The sequence below is a fragment of the Lancefieldella sp. genome, assembly GCF_057237245.1.
This window is the reverse complement of record NZ_DBHHJM010000008.1, coordinates 34,623-48,806: the sequence shown is the minus strand read 5'-3', so window position 1 is coordinate 48,806 and position 14,184 is coordinate 34,623. Positions and strand designations below refer to the sequence as shown.

The window sequence follows — 14,184 nt, the reverse complement described above, 5'->3', positions numbered from 1 at the left end:
AATACATTGTTATGTCCATGTAGTTCTGAAAAATCTAGCGGACTTCTGACAGCAGCTCATGTGCGTGAGCCAAAGAAGCCTCAGTTATAGAGCCTGAAAGCATGCGTGCAATCTCTTCTTCTCTCTGAGTACCAGAAACCTCTGTAAGAGAAGTTATAGGGAGCGCGTTATGTTCTTCTGTCTTTGAGACTACATACTGTTTAGAGGCCATAACAGCAACCTGTGGCAAGTGAGTTACCACAATCACCTGATGTGTTTTAGCAAGCTGCGCTAAAACCTCTGCAAGAGCAACGGCAGTAGCTCCACCAACGCCAGCGTCAACCTCATCAAATACAAGCGTATCGCAGACGTCAGACTCTCCTAGAACCACTTTACATGCGAGCATGACGCGAGAAACCTCACCACCAGAGGCAATTTTTCTAAGCGGACGAGCAGTCATCTGAGCTGAAGGCTTGTACATAAGCTCAATCTTTGTAGAACCAACTTTATTCCACTGCTCAAAAGGAAGATCTTCAAAGTTCAATTCAATCTGAGCTGAACCCATCTGCAGATGACTCATTTGCTTAGTAACAGCATCACAAAGTTTTGGAGCTGCAGCAACACGAACCTTTTTAAGTGCCTGAGCCTTTACGGTAAGAGTTTCTTTTGCTTTATCTACTTCTGCCTGTGCCTCACGGACAAGCTTTTCTGTGTCTCTTGTAACCTCAAGAAGGTTTTGAGCTACCTGGTATTTCTTAAATACATCTTTCATACCAGGGCCATACGTTCTCATAAGACCCTGAAGACGAGCCATACGACTTTGCATCTCTTCAAGTGCTTCTTCATCAAAATCGAGAGATCCAACATAGCTTCTGAGCTCTGAAGAAACATCCTCAATCTCTATAAGTGCGCTTGAAAGAGACTCTGCATAATTACCTAGCGTAGCATCAAACGTTGCAGCACTTTGAAGCATCTGAACTGCATCAGAGAGAGAATCAATAACGCCCTCATCTCCTGAGAGCAACTCATGTGTTCCTCCTGCAGCTTGAAGGAGAGCCTCTGCGTGTTCAAACCGAGGAAGTTGCTCTTCTAGGTCTTCTAACTCCCCTTCTTTAGGAGAGACCTCATCAATTCTTTGAACAAGAAATGCCGCTTCATCAATCTTTGCATTGCTAGACTGGCTTACTTCAATAACTCGTTGAAGTTCAGCGACTGCAGCATGGTAAGCATGAAGAGCTTCTACATACTCTGTCTGACAAGATTGAATATCTGATCCAATCCATGCATCCAACATGCTGACATGATTTTTTACATCAAGTAGTCTTTGATGTTCATGTTGACCACACAGATCAATTGATGTTCCAATACCTCCGGCCAGTTCTTTAACTGATGCCATGTGGCCATCAATCTCTACCCTGCCTCTACCATCAGCAGAGACTTTTCTAGAGACAACAATGCCCTCTTGATCTTCTGGTGAGGTAAAAAAGCGTGCCTCAACCCTAAGGGCGTCTGTTCCTTCTCTTACTGCAGAAGCATCCGCACGCTCTCCTACTAAGAGCTTAATGGAAGATAAAAGAGCGGTTTTACCAGCACCTGTCTCTCCTGTTAAAACAGTTAAACCTGAGGCGGGTGCAAGAGAAGCGTCTTCAATAAGTGCAACATTTTGCACACGAAGTTCATCAAGCATATATGACCTGCTTACTGACCAGTTTTACCGTAAAATACACGAGAAACTGAACGATAGAAACTATCAGCGCTTCTATCAAGCAGAATGATATCTCCTGGTCCACGGCTAATACGAGCTTTTGTAGCTACACCCTCCTCTGGATGTTTAATGTTTTGCCCGTCAGAGAAGAAGTGACATGTTGCTGGTCTATCTTTTGACATGGTAATTTCAACCACGTCAGAAGGAGAAGTAAGGAATGCACGAGCCAAAATAGTATGTGGTGCAATTGGCACGCAAACCATTCCCGAGAACTCTGGGGTAACAATGGGACCACCAGCGGCTAGTGCGTAGCCGGTGGATCCAGTTGCCGTACTAACAACAAAACCATCACCGCGAAGCTTATCAATATGGTTGCCTGATACAGAAACTGTAAACTCAACCATATCACCTGCTCCACCTCTGGAAACTGCAAAATCATTGAGCGAGAAGGTCTTCTCGACGTAAGTTTCTCCAGATGGAAGCTCATATTCTGTTTCTATTGCAAGTGTTGCTCTTCTAGATACGTGGAGCTCTCCAGCAAGAGCATCAGCTACCATCTCAATCATTTGATGAGGAGTTGCACTAGTTAAAAAGCCAAGGTGACCATAAGAGATGCCCAAAATTGGAATTTCAGAATACTCAACAATTTTGGCGGCCCTCAGAAGCGTTCCATCTCCACCAAGAGAAATAACAAGCTGGCAATCAGAACAATCTACAACTTTATCCGGGAACAGCTTTTTATCGTGTGCCCATTGAACATCACAGCCCTGCTCAAAGAGCCATTCTTCAAGTTCACGTGCACCAGAAACAGCAACTTCTCTTGAATAATTTGGAACAAGAAGCACCTTCACGCAAACCACTCTCCCGATTTTGCTTGATTGCACAACTGAAACAGTTAAAGCGTCTGATTCGATGTACTTAGTATACCTAAAAAACTACAAACAATACTACAAAATAGAACATTAGTTCTATTTCACTATTTCTACAGAATGACTCGATACCACTGAAGCAAGATCCAAATCATGCGAACCTGCCTCAAGCTGTCCAAACAGTAAATATTCCACGTTGCCCTTAGCACCGTGAATAGGACTTTCACACGCGCCCAAAGGACCCATATGAGCTTCCTTAAACGCATCGGAAACCTTTTGCAGCGTTTGCAGACGCACGGAGGCATCAGTCACAATACCGCCCTCACCTACTTCTTCCCTCTTAGCTTCAAACTGCGGTTTGACCAGCGTAACAAAGGCTCCTTCAGGAGCTAGAACATCTAAAACAGAAGGAAGAATTGACAAGATTGACGTAAACGATACGTCACACACAGCAACATCAAAAACGTGCGAGTAGCCCATTTCTGGCAGGGACGTAATATTTGTACGTTCGAGCAGTTCAACCCTGCTGTCGTTTCTGAGCGACCAATCAAACTGCGCATAGCCAACATCAACCGAGGTAACCGAAGCAGCTCCATTTTGAAGCAGGCAATCGGTAAAACCACCAGTTGAACAGCCAATATCTAAACATTTTTTCTGTTGAACCGTAAAATCAAAAACTTCAAAGGCACGCTCGAGCTTAAGTCCGCCTCGGCTCACATATGGAATAGCACCTTTTACGTGCAGAAACAATCCCTCAGGAACAAGCTCTCCTGCTGAAGTTAATCTTCTGTCGCTCGTAGAAACATCACCTGCAAGAATTGCGCGTAATGCAGCTTGAGTGTCCTTGAAAAATCCTTGCCTAACCAGCTCTTTATCGAGCCTTTGGCGAGAAATGCGTTGAGCCACTAGTGCTCATCGCTTTCTGAAACCGCGTCATCAGACGACGTTTCATCTGCAGCTGAAGCCTCAACCTGCTCAGAAGAAGCCTGCTCACCAGTGGTAGCTGCTGCGCCAGTTGCGTCAGCTGCATCCCCTGCTGCCTGAGCCTGAACCAGACGCTCTTCCTCTTCTGGCGTAAACTCTGAGGTGTCAACCATGTTGACAGCCTTGGAACCTAGAGCAATTGCCTCATCAAAGAGGTCAAGAGAATGCTCCAGTGAGACGTTCTTATCGCGAACTTGATCAACAATCGAGTCAAGCCTTGCGGTTATCTGGTCAAAGCTTTGATATTCAGACGTATCGATTTTTGCCATGGCTACTCTGCATCTTCCACAGAGCTTACTGGCTCTTCTTCAGAATTGTCCTGTTCAGCAGACTGCTTATGACACAGAGAATAAATGTCTTCTCCAGCCTCAATATCGTCAACAATACGGCCGAGAACACCGTTAATAAAACGAGGAGAATCGTCACCACAATAGGCGCGAGCAAGGTCAACTACCTCGTTAATAGCAACAGCAACGTCAACCTCTGGAACCTCCAGAATCTCGTAGAGAGAAATTCTTAGAAGATTGCGGTCAACAGAAGGCATGCGATCAATTGCCCAGTCTTTTGAGTAAGCAGCAATGATGTCATCAAGATCATCTCTGATGCCGTCTGCTCCAACTGCCAGTGACTGCGCATACTCGTCAAGAGGTCCCTCGGAGAGTGTATAGTCTCCGTCGAGGACCTCAAGAACGCTGCGATTAGTGGCTTCAGCCTGGAACAAAAGCTGTAGTGCTTGGCTACGGGCGCGGGTACGTCCAAAAAACTTAACGCTCAAGCCTACTCCTTAGGAAAAACAAGGCTGTCAATGTAAACATCAACGGAAGCAATACTGACGCCAATCTGCTCATTTACGGCAGTTGCAACAGCAAGTCTTACCTCAGAAGCAAGCTTTGTGAAAGGATAGCCGTAGAAAACGGTAAGGTGAACTCCAAGATGAAGCTGACCGTTCTCTACGCCTGCCTCTACAGCTTTCTCTGGTGCAAGACTTCTGCTGGTAAAGACATTAATAAGGTTGGATGCCAGGGTATCGTTTCCGCCAACGGAGGCAACACCTTCAACACTTCCAGCTGCGCCGGAGACAACCGTTGAAATTACATCTTTTGAGATGCCGATGCCTGCTATACGAAGCTCTGTTTCAGCCATGTCTACCCCCTAAAAAAGACAAACTGTCTTTGAAATAATTACTCAATACCTGTTGGGCGCTTATACACCCAAAGCATATGCATTAAACGCGAGAAACAAACTTGCCGTCGCGGGTGTCAACCTTAATGCGCTCACCCTGGTTCAGATACATTGGAACCTGAAGCGTTGCACCAGTCTCAATAGTTGCTGGCTTGGTGCCGCCCTGAACGGTGTCACCCTTGAAGCCTGGATCAGTCTCAGTGATCTCTGCCTCAATGAACATTGGAGGCTCAACACCAAGAAGCTCAGTGTCTGCATAGAGAAGCTGTGCGTTATCGTTCTCCTTGAACCAGACGCTCTTCTCGCCAATGAAATCAGCAGGAACAGCTACCTGATCGTAAGTCTCATTGTCCATGAAGTAGAAGGACTCACCGTCGTTGTAGAGATACTGCATCTCTTTGGTGAGCAGAAGAACGTTCTCAAACTTGGTGCCAGCGTTGCAGGTCTGATCAATAACGCGGCCAGAACGAAGGTCACGAATCTTATAGCGGACAAAAGCGCCGCCCTTACCTGGCTTTACGTGCTGGAACTCAACGATGGTGTAGTACTTATCGTTAATCTTAAGGCCAAGGCCGTTCTTAAAATCTGCGGTGCTGATAGTTGCCACGTCTAACTCTTTTCACTCGATAAAGTCGCGAGAAGAACGTGAATTTTCAAACTACCCGCGACACGTATATGCATGTTGGATTTTATCAGTTTCACGCCTTCCGTGCTGGCGGCTCTTGTGAAAATGCAAAATTTGCTTACTTCTTTTTAATAAAACTCTCTTTAATAAGGCGAGGAAGCTGTGGAATTGCCATAAGTCCGTGCTTAAAGACAAACCAGAAGTTTGGAGAACGCACGAGCTTCTCCTCCCCTATGTAGGTGCGAATTGCCCTTAGTGTTGCCTTGTTGTCCCGCGTAGAAAACGAGTAGTAACCATTGCTTTTAGTAAAGATAGCAAAGCGAGAAATGCTTTTGGTGCGTCCCATGACGGAAGCAGCCACATGATCAATCTGATCCCAAGGAATTTGAATGTAATCTTCGGGATTTTTCTGGTTGTAGAACTCAAAGGCCTTATTGCCAATAAGGATATCGCCATACGTAGCAAGCCCATGGAATGACGTTGCCTTTGCGGTGAAATCGACCGTACTGTTTTGAGACTGAGCCATACAATCCTTTCAAAAATGGGTCGCACCCATTATAGAGCGCGACCCATATTAGTGCGACTTTAAGTACTAGAACGTACTCTTACTCATTACATAAAGCCAAGGAGTCGACCAATAATACCAACGGCAAAGAGAGCCAGGATGATGGCAATTGGAGAAACCTTCTTCTTAAGCAGTGAGCAGCAAAGCAGTGTCAGACCAACAGCGGCAAGTCCAGGAATGAGCGAATCAAGGTTGGACTGAAGTGTAGTTACCTTGACTGGGTCAAGACCGTTTGGTCCAAGAGCAGCATAAAGCTTCAATGCTTGATAGATTCCATCTACTCCTGAAGGAAGAGTTGTCCAATCAATGTAGGCGCCTGCCTGCTGAGGAATAGTAGAGACAACTGGGGTAAATGAAATAGAAACCCAACGCTGTACCAGGGCACCAATGATAAACATACCAAGAATAGAAGCACCCTCAGTAATCTTGCCCAACATACCGCCAGAAAGATCGGAAGAAATTGAAGCGCCTGCCTTGTAGCCAAACTCCTGGGTGTACCACAGGAAGATAAGACGGATGACGTTCCACAGAACAAAGAAGAGAATGGGGCCAAGTGCAGAGCCACCAAGAGCAATAGATGCACCAAGTGCTCCAAGGATTGGTCGAACAGTAAACCAGAAGACTGGGTCACCAACACCGGCCAGAGGGCCCATCATACCAACCTTAACGCCCTGAATTGCAACGTCATCAATAGGCTCACCGTTAGCGCGGCCCTCCTCCAGTGCAAGGGTTACGCCCATGACTGGTGCAGAAACGTAAGGGTGAGTATTGTAGAACTCAAGGTGACGCTTAAGAGCGGCTACCTGATCTTCTTTGTTTGGATAAAGCTTCTTGATGGCTGGAATCATTGAGAACGCCCAACCACCGTTCTGCATACGCTCGTAGTTCCAAGAACCCTGAAGGAACTGGTGACGAAGAGCAACAGACATACGGTCTTTCTTAGAAAGCTGAATCTTATTCTCCATTGTTATCACACTCCTTCAGAATTAGTAGTTATCAATGATGTCGCCGAGTGGATCGCCCGATCCACCGCCTGAGCCGCCGCCCTGCTTAGCAAGGTCTTTAAGACCAATGTAGAGAATAGCAAGGCAAACGCCAATAACACCAAGAGCAATAAGGGTGAGCTGGTTAATAGCAGCAAAGACAAAGCCAAGTGCAAAGAATGGCCAAACCTCACGAGTAGCCATCATGTTGATAACCATTGCATAACCAACAGCAGCAACCATGCCGCCGCCAACCGCCATACCGCCAGTGAGCCACTTAGGCATTGCGTTCAGAGCGTCAGTAACAATAGCTGGGTCAATGAAGCAAAGAGCAGCTGCAGGAACAGCAATACGAGCACCCTGCATGAAGATAGCTACAATGTGCCAACGCTCGATTGCAGCAAAATCGCCCTTCTCGGCAGCTGCGTCCATAGCATGGACAATACCAGTTGCAATGGTACGAGCAATCATGGTGAGGAACAGACCTGCTACGGACAAAGGAATTGCAAGTGCAATAGAGGTGTTAATAGCAGCGGTGGTGTCAGTGTCTCCGCCGTTAAGTGCCAAAACCATAATGATTGCAGATGCGACAGATGCCAAAGCTGCATCTGGAGCAACTGCAGCTCCGATGTTTGCCCAACCAAGAGCAATCATCTGAAGAGAACCGCCGAGGATAATTCCCTCAGCAGGGTGACCAGTCACAAGGCCAATCAGTGAGCAAGCAACCAGGGGCTGGTGGAACTCCCACTGGTCAAGAATACCTTCCATGCCAGCGAGAAGAGCAACAATTACGACAAGCAGTATTGTGATAGGTGTCATTTCTACCTCCTTCTAGTTACTTACGGGCGCCAAGCTCGGACTTAGCTTTTTTAAGCATTGCCTCAAAGTTCTCTGCGCTGTCTGCAGGAACCTTACGAACATCAAACGTTGTACCGCACTCGCGGATGGCCTCAAGGGTCTTTACGTCGTCCTCATCCATAGCAACTGCGTTGGTAACAACAACTTTGCCAACAGAGTGAGCCATAGAACCAAGGTTTGCTTCCTTGATTTCTACGCCACCCTCAATTGCGCGAAGCATATCTTGAGGAGTCTCAAACAGAAGCATTGCCTTGGTATTGCCAAAACGAGTGTCGTGAGCAATCTCAATAATCTTCTTAATAGGAACAACGTGGACATGTACTCCTGGAGGAGCTGCCTGAACAATCATGGTCTTGCGGAGCTCATCTTGAGCAACACCATCAGAGCAGACAATAATGCGATCTGGCTTGGTCATCTTTGTCCACGTAGTTGCAACCTGACCATGCAGAAGACGGGTATCAATACGAGCAAGAACAATCTTAAGCTTGCCATCACCAATAACAGTACCCGCAGGAATTGCACCCTGAGGTGCTGCTGGAGCAGCAGGAACATCAGTAGGTGTTGCCTCTTGTGGCTCAAGCTCTTCTGGCTTAATCTTTACGCCCATACGAGCTTCAGAGTAAATCTCTTTTGCTACCTCAGCTGCGGTATCTACACCAAGACGAGAGCCATAAGCTGCAATAAGCATTGGGAGGTTAAGGCCAGTAACAGCAACCCAATCCTCTTTACCCTCTTCCTCAAGAACGCGAGAAATCTGGTTAAAGGGGGTGCCACCCCATAGGTCAACCAAGAACAAGACATGCTCTTGATCTTCAAGCGTGGCAATTGCGTCGAGAATCTTCTGATGCAGGTCATCTGGGCCCATATCAGGAGTAAGCGTTACAGCTACAACGCCTTCCTGTGGTCCAAAAATCATGCCGCCAGAATCTTTGATGCCCTCGGCAAATTTGCCATGGCTGGCTAGAACGATACTAACCACTTCTACCTCCTTCTTTTCTACCTAATAAAACAAATGAAACTGTAAACATAACAATGAAAATAACATTTACTTTTCTGATTTTATTACATATATCTGAAGCGTGTCTTCACTAACCTAACTCTTTTTAGATTTTTTAGGTTGTATAAGCCAATTTTAGGACGAGAAGATCTTCTCGCCCTAAAGGTAAACAAAAAAATGCGGCCAGAAACATAAAGCTTCTGACCGCAAAAATTCTGTATATCGCGTCTAGTTAGCAGCCAACAGACACAAGATCGTGTGTGGACTGAGTAAAGACGTCATAGCCGTCCTCGGTAACAACACCAAAGTCCTCAAGGCGGATACCAAACTTACCAGGCAGGTAAATGCCAGGCTCATCGGTAACAACAGAACCTGCTGCAATTACCTTGTTCCAACGAGGATTGAAGAATGGACGCTCGTGAATCTCAACACCAACGCCATGGCCAAGGCCGTGACCAAAGTACTCACCGTAGCCAGCCTCAGAGATAACCTTAACTGCAAGGTTATGAATATCAGAACCAGTTACACCTGCATGAATAGCTGCTGCGCAAGTTTCGTTTGCCTTGCGGACAACGTCAAAGACATGCTGCTGCTCCTCAGAAGGTGCGCCAACAACAACAGTACGGGTCATATCTGAGTGGTAATCCAGGTAACCTGCGCCATAGTCCATAACAATCATGTCACCTGTCTGAACTACGCGCTCACCTGGCTGTGCGTGAGGATTAGCACCATTAGGACCAGAAGCAATGATGGAATCAAAGGACAGGGCATCTGCGCCGTTGGAGAGCATGTAGTTCTCAAGCTCTGCGCGGATCTGCTGCTCAGTGAGGCCTGGCTTAATGTACTCGCAGATGTGGAGGAACGCCTTGTCAGTAATTGACTGAGCATGCTTCATAAGCTCAATCTCTGCTGGGTCTTTAACAATACGCAGCTCAGCAATATCACCATGCATGCGTGGAAGCAAAGCAGCAACAGAACGATCACGCAATGCCTGCTCAAGGCCATCAAAGAACGCAAGATCAACGGTGTCCTCAATAGCAACTACGCGAGCACGAGCGTCAGCAATATGTGCAGCAACCCACTCGGTAGGAGTAGTGACTTCCTGGTCAAACTTCCATGGAGAATCAGCACCAAGGCGCTCCAGGAATGTGTTGTAGTAACGAGAGTCAGTGTGCATGAAGAGCTCATCCTGCGTAATAAATGCAGTATGTGCCTGCTCAAAGTCAAAGACACGCTCAGCGTCAGTCAACCAACGAAGATCTGGGTTGTGACGTAGAACAACAGCGTCATAACCCCTCTGAGCCATTACCTCGCGAAAGCGCACAACGCGCTTTGCTGCTGCCTGTAAATCTGCCATTTCAAATCCCTTCTCGAGATGTTTACAACAAAGAGTTGCACCTTGTGGAGTCGCTTCAGCAAACAGGCTCCTTACTGCAAGATGCAGCGCTTTAATGCGAAGCGTGAGCCTCACACCAAGCGCGAGCATGTTCGGCGAGAAGTTCCTCGTCGACCGATGCTAATCTTACCCTTCCAATAGACATTGGAATCGGCAACATAAAACGATTAGTAGAACGGAAACATTCCTGTTTGAGAGCTTCGATAAGCTGCTCAGAAGTGATGTCACAGGTGACAAAGCCAATATTCAAGCGCTCAAGAATCTCGTCTTGGGCAAGCATATCGTCAAAAGAAAGCGCCTCTTTAGCCACCGCAATTCTTGCCGAAAAACGCAGTGCGTCTGCATAAAGTGCAGAAAGAGGCTGATCAGCTGGGATGAGCGGGCGAAGTGCCTCCACAAAAACCCAACCGTAAGGAACAGACTGCTGAATAGCAATAGCGGAAGAATCAGAGAGGCGGCCACGGGTCTTAGTAGACTCTGCCAGCTGTTCTGCAACTATATCGGCAACTCCAGAGGAGAGGTTATCTGCTCTATCCCAAATGCGGCCAAACTCCGCCTCGTTATCAGACATAGCCGTTGCAACCATACATACCTGGGCAACCTTAGCGTTGTCATCGCAAAGGTCCATAACCTCAAGATCTGCAAAGCAGAAACGAGCGCAAGGCTTTGTAGTAACAAGGCGCTGATACTCAGCATCTGTATCAAGTGCACGAGGAGTAATAGACGAGACAATAACTGCTGCTAAATCAAGTGGAACAGTAGCAAGGGAAACTCCCCCACACCACTTGTTTGCCACGTGGTTAGCAAGAGAAATGACGCCCTCGTGGCCCACGGCAACTACTAAATCATCAGCTGTCAGGTGCATTTCTGCCAGAGCAGACAATACCTGTGCCTCAGTTGCCACGGTAGTTGCTGCCTTGCCATCTTCTACATCTACACGTGTGACGAGAAAACCAATGGTAGTGAGGTCTCTACGCAGAAGCTCAGCAAGGTCTTCATCTGCCTGATTGCTGACAAGAAAAGCACAGCGATGAGGTCTTCCCACTGCGGTTCTGAGCTCAGTACCAAAGTTTGAAAGAACGCCTGCACCAGAACGAAGTGCAATAGAGCCACCAGGAATAGAAACCCACTGTTTAATCTGAACAGGTGGCAATTCCTCTTCAAGCTCAGCCTGGACATTGTCACTCATAGAAGACCTCTTTCCCAAAGCAGCTTGCCAGAATCAATGGCTACCTGCTCAAACGTTTTCTCACGAATATCAATAGTAATATCAGCAGCGGCCTCATAACGTGGACGCAGACGTCTATAGAGCTGAGTAGCGTTTTCAAAGCTTCCCAAATCAGGACGCCTATCCGTGCGCTGAATTTGACGAAGCGAGTCAGAAAGATCGCCGTCGAGAAACACAATGACTCCCATCTCACGCATAAGCGCAAGATTGACGTCCTTCTCGACAATTCCACCGCCACAGCTTACGAGCAGTGACTTCTTAGACTTAAGCGTGTGCAAAACCTCAGTTTCTGCCTGCCTAAAAAGCTCTTCACCGTCATCTTCGTAGATTTCTGCCAGTGATTTACCTGCTATACGCTCTGCTAGGCGATCGGTGTCAACATAACGGCGGTGAAACAGCTCGCCCAAATTACGCGCGAGTGTAGACTTTCCGGCACCCAGAAAGCCTACAAAAAAGATATGATCACAGCCCTCATGTACAACGTATCTTGAATCGCGAAGCTCCATACTCCTCCAGCCTTTCAAGATGATTCTATCATCGAGTTGGAGCAAGTAAACTAAAGCCGTCTTGTTATGACGTAAAAGTTACATTTTTTAAAATGCGGCGCTCGACGTGACGAATGATATTGGTGTACCAAAGATCCTCATTGGACTGCGGCTTTACCAAAATAGTTGAAACACCAGCCAAATTACCTGCAATAACATCAGTAAAAATCTGGTCTCCCACCATCACGGTTTGCTCTTTAGTTGCCGAGAAACGCTTCATAGCAGCAGTTAGCGCGCGAGGAAGCGGCTTGCATGCAAAGCCCTCTCCTTCAATTCCCAGCTCGTGAGCGCTACGCTGGACCTCATTGAGGTGAATGTTATTTGAGATGAGGCAGAGCGTTAATCCAGCCGCATGAGCCTTCTCAAACCAGGCAGAAACCTCTGGCGGCACCATCTTGGTGTCTCGGGGCACACAGGTATTATCGCGATCTAGGAGCACAAGTTTAATCCCCTGCTGAACCAAATCCTCTATTGAGATGTATTCAACAGCAGAAACGTATTGTGTTGCTTTGGTCAAACTCATGCCACACCAACTATTGCTTGCTTGCGGCTTCACGCTCGCGTGCATTTTCAATAGCCTGCTGATGCTGCTCATACGTCTCTGAGAAGACGTGCTCATCCGATGTAATCCAGAAGTAGTAATAATTGGTTGCTGCTGGATCCATAGCCGCCTTAATAGAGGCATAACCTGGGGAGCAAATAGGTGTAGGAGTCAAACCCTTAAACGCATAGGTGTTATATGGGTCGCTTGTCATCGAGCTGAGGTCTTCTGCAGTAGCTTCCCTACCCAGGGAATAAGCAAGGGTAGCGTCACTTTGCAGATACATATCATCGTACAGACGGTTGTAGAAGACAGATGCAACCTTAGGACGGTCATCATCAGTCAGGGCTTCTCGCTCAATAATCGATGCCATGATAATGATTTGCTCGTTAGTAAGATTCAAGTTGTAACGCTTATTAAGCGTAATGCGAGCAGCGTCCAGGTTAAGATCAGCTGTCTCTGTCTTAAACTGATCAAGCATGGCACGGATGACCGTATCGGCAGTTACATTGCTTTCTGTAAAGGTATAGGTCTTGGGGAACAAGTAGCCCTCAAGAGAATCATTAGCATCTACCGCACCTGCAAGGAACGGATAGTCAGCAACATAATTGGATGCTTTTGCCTGATTCAAGAAATCATCGCGAGAAATACCAAAGTAGTCCTGAACCAAATCCGCAACCTGAGAAACGGTATAACCTTCTGGTACGACAAAGCCACTGCCAGGAGCATTAGGGCCAGAAATAAGCAGATGAACGATGTCTGCTGGCTTGGTACCAGTGGTAATAACATAAATACCACTCTTGATTTTCTGCTCAGCATCCTGACGCTTTACCTGGTTTAAGAACTCGCTCTTAGTAGCAATAATTTTGTTCTCAAAAAGAATCTTTGCCACTTCCTGCGCACCAGCACCATCTGGAATAGTAATGGTAACTTGCTGACCTGCGGTAATTTCTTGCGTATCGGAATTAGCACGAGAAAGCTCTGGAAGCGCTACTTTCCATACAAAGATACCAAGGGCCGCAACCATGATAAAAGCGATAAGTGCCGCAAAAATGCGAGAGCGCTTTGAAGCCTTCTTATCTCTATGCTTTACCTGCTTGTTCTTTGCCATATGAGTGACTTGAGCGCTTCTTGAAGAAAGCTTGCCACCGGAAAGTGCAGGCAGCGATCCTGTAGCCTCAACAGATGCCTGCGTGATCTGTTCCTGCTGAGCCTGCTCTTCCTGAGCCTGTCCTTCTGGTACAGGAGAAGAAAAATGTGCGCCTTGACGACGCGGAGAAGAACCATTGGATAGGGTGGGCATTTAGTCTCCCTTATTCATCTGTGCATCAAGCCATGATTGCAAAAAGAGCGAAGCTGCAACCATGTCAACTTTTCCACGCATGGCTTTTTCAGATAAACCTTGCGCTCGAAGAATCTTCTTTGCTTCCGCAGAAGAAAGTCTTTCGTCAGTAAATTCTAATGGAAGTTGGCAGTTCTTCGCAATTTGCTCAGCTTGAGCGGTAATTTTTTGGGCCTGTGGTCCATCTTCGCCGGCGAGCGTCTTAGGACGACCGCATAAAAGCAGCTCCGGCTCCCAATCTTCAAGCACAGCTTTAAACGTACGTGCATGTGAGAGCACCTCTTGCGCAGGTAGCACGCAAACAGGTGACGCAATAGCACCATCGGGGTCACTTACAGCAACCCCGATGCGAACTTCACCAATATCTAAGGCTAAAACGCGCAAA

Annotated in this window: 17 protein-coding genes; all 17 read right to left on the bottom strand. The window is 47.0% G+C overall.

Annotation, left to right across the window (positions count from 1 at the left end; translation table 11 throughout):
• Positions 1 to 34 precede the first annotated feature (34 nt).
• Positions 35 to 1,666: a DNA repair protein RecN gene (locus ACO5GU_RS06415; RefSeq protein WP_484861245.1), complete on the bottom strand. Its 1,632-nt coding sequence runs from the start codon at positions 1,664 to 1,666 to the stop codon at positions 35 to 37.
• Positions 1,667 to 1,677: 11 nt separating this feature from the next.
• Positions 1,678 to 2,535 carry an NAD(+)/NADH kinase gene (locus ACO5GU_RS06410; protein ID WP_035431814.1) on the bottom strand — a complete coding sequence of 286 codons (858 nt, stop codon included), beginning with the start codon at positions 2,533 to 2,535 and terminating at the stop codon, positions 1,678 to 1,680.
• Between the two features lie 117 nt (positions 2,536 to 2,652).
• The gene (locus ACO5GU_RS06405) at positions 2,653 to 3,459 is read right to left on the bottom strand and encodes a TlyA family RNA methyltransferase (RefSeq protein ID WP_484894352.1); all 807 of its coding nucleotides are present in this window, start codon (positions 3,457 to 3,459) and stop codon (positions 2,653 to 2,655) included.
• On the bottom strand, positions 3,459 to 3,806 hold the full coding sequence (locus ACO5GU_RS06400) for an exodeoxyribonuclease VII small subunit (protein WP_484930463.1): 348 nt from the start codon (positions 3,804 to 3,806) through the stop codon (positions 3,459 to 3,461). Before ACO5GU_RS06400 ends, ACO5GU_RS06405 begins: the two co-directional genes overlap by 1 nt.
• Before the next feature lie 2 nt (positions 3,807 to 3,808).
• Positions 3,809 to 4,312 (bottom strand): transcription antitermination factor NusB, encoded by a 504-nt coding sequence (gene nusB, locus ACO5GU_RS06395; RefSeq protein WP_484848592.1) that lies wholly within the window; start codon positions 4,310 to 4,312, stop codon positions 3,809 to 3,811.
• 2 nt (positions 4,313 to 4,314) lie between these two features.
• Complete coding sequence (locus ACO5GU_RS06390) at positions 4,315 to 4,680, bottom strand: Asp23/Gls24 family envelope stress response protein (protein WP_035428027.1); 366 nt, start codon at positions 4,678 to 4,680, stop codon at positions 4,315 to 4,317.
• 82 nt (positions 4,681 to 4,762) lie between these two features.
• A complete protein-coding gene (gene efp / locus ACO5GU_RS06385; RefSeq protein WP_012808557.1) occupies positions 4,763 to 5,326 on the bottom strand; it encodes an elongation factor P in 564 nt (187 codons plus the stop codon).
• A gap of 136 nt (positions 5,327 to 5,462) precedes the next feature.
• The gene (locus ACO5GU_RS06380; protein WP_484930461.1) at positions 5,463 to 5,870 is read right to left on the bottom strand and encodes a DUF956 family protein; all 408 of its coding nucleotides are present in this window, start codon (positions 5,868 to 5,870) and stop codon (positions 5,463 to 5,465) included.
• Positions 5,871 to 5,956: 86 nt separating this feature from the next.
• Positions 5,957 to 6,874, bottom strand: coding sequence for a PTS system mannose/fructose/sorbose family transporter subunit IID (locus ACO5GU_RS06375; RefSeq protein ID WP_035428022.1), 918 nt, complete (start codon positions 6,872 to 6,874; stop codon positions 5,957 to 5,959).
• Between the two features lie 21 nt (positions 6,875 to 6,895).
• Positions 6,896 to 7,711: a PTS mannose/fructose/sorbose transporter subunit IIC gene (locus tag ACO5GU_RS06370; RefSeq protein ID WP_035428020.1), complete on the bottom strand. Its 816-nt coding sequence runs from the start codon at positions 7,709 to 7,711 to the stop codon at positions 6,896 to 6,898.
• A gap of 16 nt (positions 7,712 to 7,727) precedes the next feature.
• A complete protein-coding gene (locus ACO5GU_RS06365) occupies positions 7,728 to 8,729 on the bottom strand; it encodes a PTS sugar transporter subunit IIB (RefSeq protein ID WP_313994303.1) in 1,002 nt (333 codons plus the stop codon).
• A 250-nt stretch (positions 8,730 to 8,979) separates the two neighbouring features.
• Positions 8,980 to 10,104 carry a M24 family metallopeptidase gene (locus tag ACO5GU_RS06360; RefSeq protein ID WP_484930459.1) on the bottom strand — a complete coding sequence of 375 codons (1,125 nt, stop codon included), beginning with the start codon at positions 10,102 to 10,104 and terminating at the stop codon, positions 8,980 to 8,982.
• Positions 10,105 to 10,195: 91 nt separating this feature from the next.
• Positions 10,196 to 11,332: a 3-dehydroquinate synthase gene (locus ACO5GU_RS06355; RefSeq protein WP_484930457.1), complete on the bottom strand. Its 1,137-nt coding sequence runs from the start codon at positions 11,330 to 11,332 to the stop codon at positions 10,196 to 10,198.
• Positions 11,329 to 11,877, bottom strand: coding sequence for a shikimate kinase (locus tag ACO5GU_RS06350; RefSeq protein WP_035431826.1), 549 nt, complete (start codon positions 11,875 to 11,877; stop codon positions 11,329 to 11,331). The genes ACO5GU_RS06355 and ACO5GU_RS06350 overlap by 4 nt, the downstream gene beginning before the upstream one ends.
• Positions 11,878 to 11,941: 64 nt before the next feature.
• Positions 11,942 to 12,439 (bottom strand): YqeG family HAD IIIA-type phosphatase, encoded by a 498-nt coding sequence (locus tag ACO5GU_RS06345; RefSeq protein WP_484819192.1) that lies wholly within the window; start codon positions 12,437 to 12,439, stop codon positions 11,942 to 11,944.
• A gap of 10 nt (positions 12,440 to 12,449) precedes the next feature.
• A complete protein-coding gene (gene mltG, locus ACO5GU_RS06340) occupies positions 12,450 to 13,760 on the bottom strand; it encodes an endolytic transglycosylase MltG (protein ID WP_484930456.1) in 1,311 nt (436 codons plus the stop codon).
• Positions 13,761 to 14,183, bottom strand: a complete 423-nt coding sequence (ruvX, locus tag ACO5GU_RS06335; RefSeq protein WP_035431832.1) for a Holliday junction resolvase RuvX — start codon at positions 14,181 to 14,183, stop codon at positions 13,761 to 13,763.
• Position 14,184 lies beyond the last annotated feature (1 nt).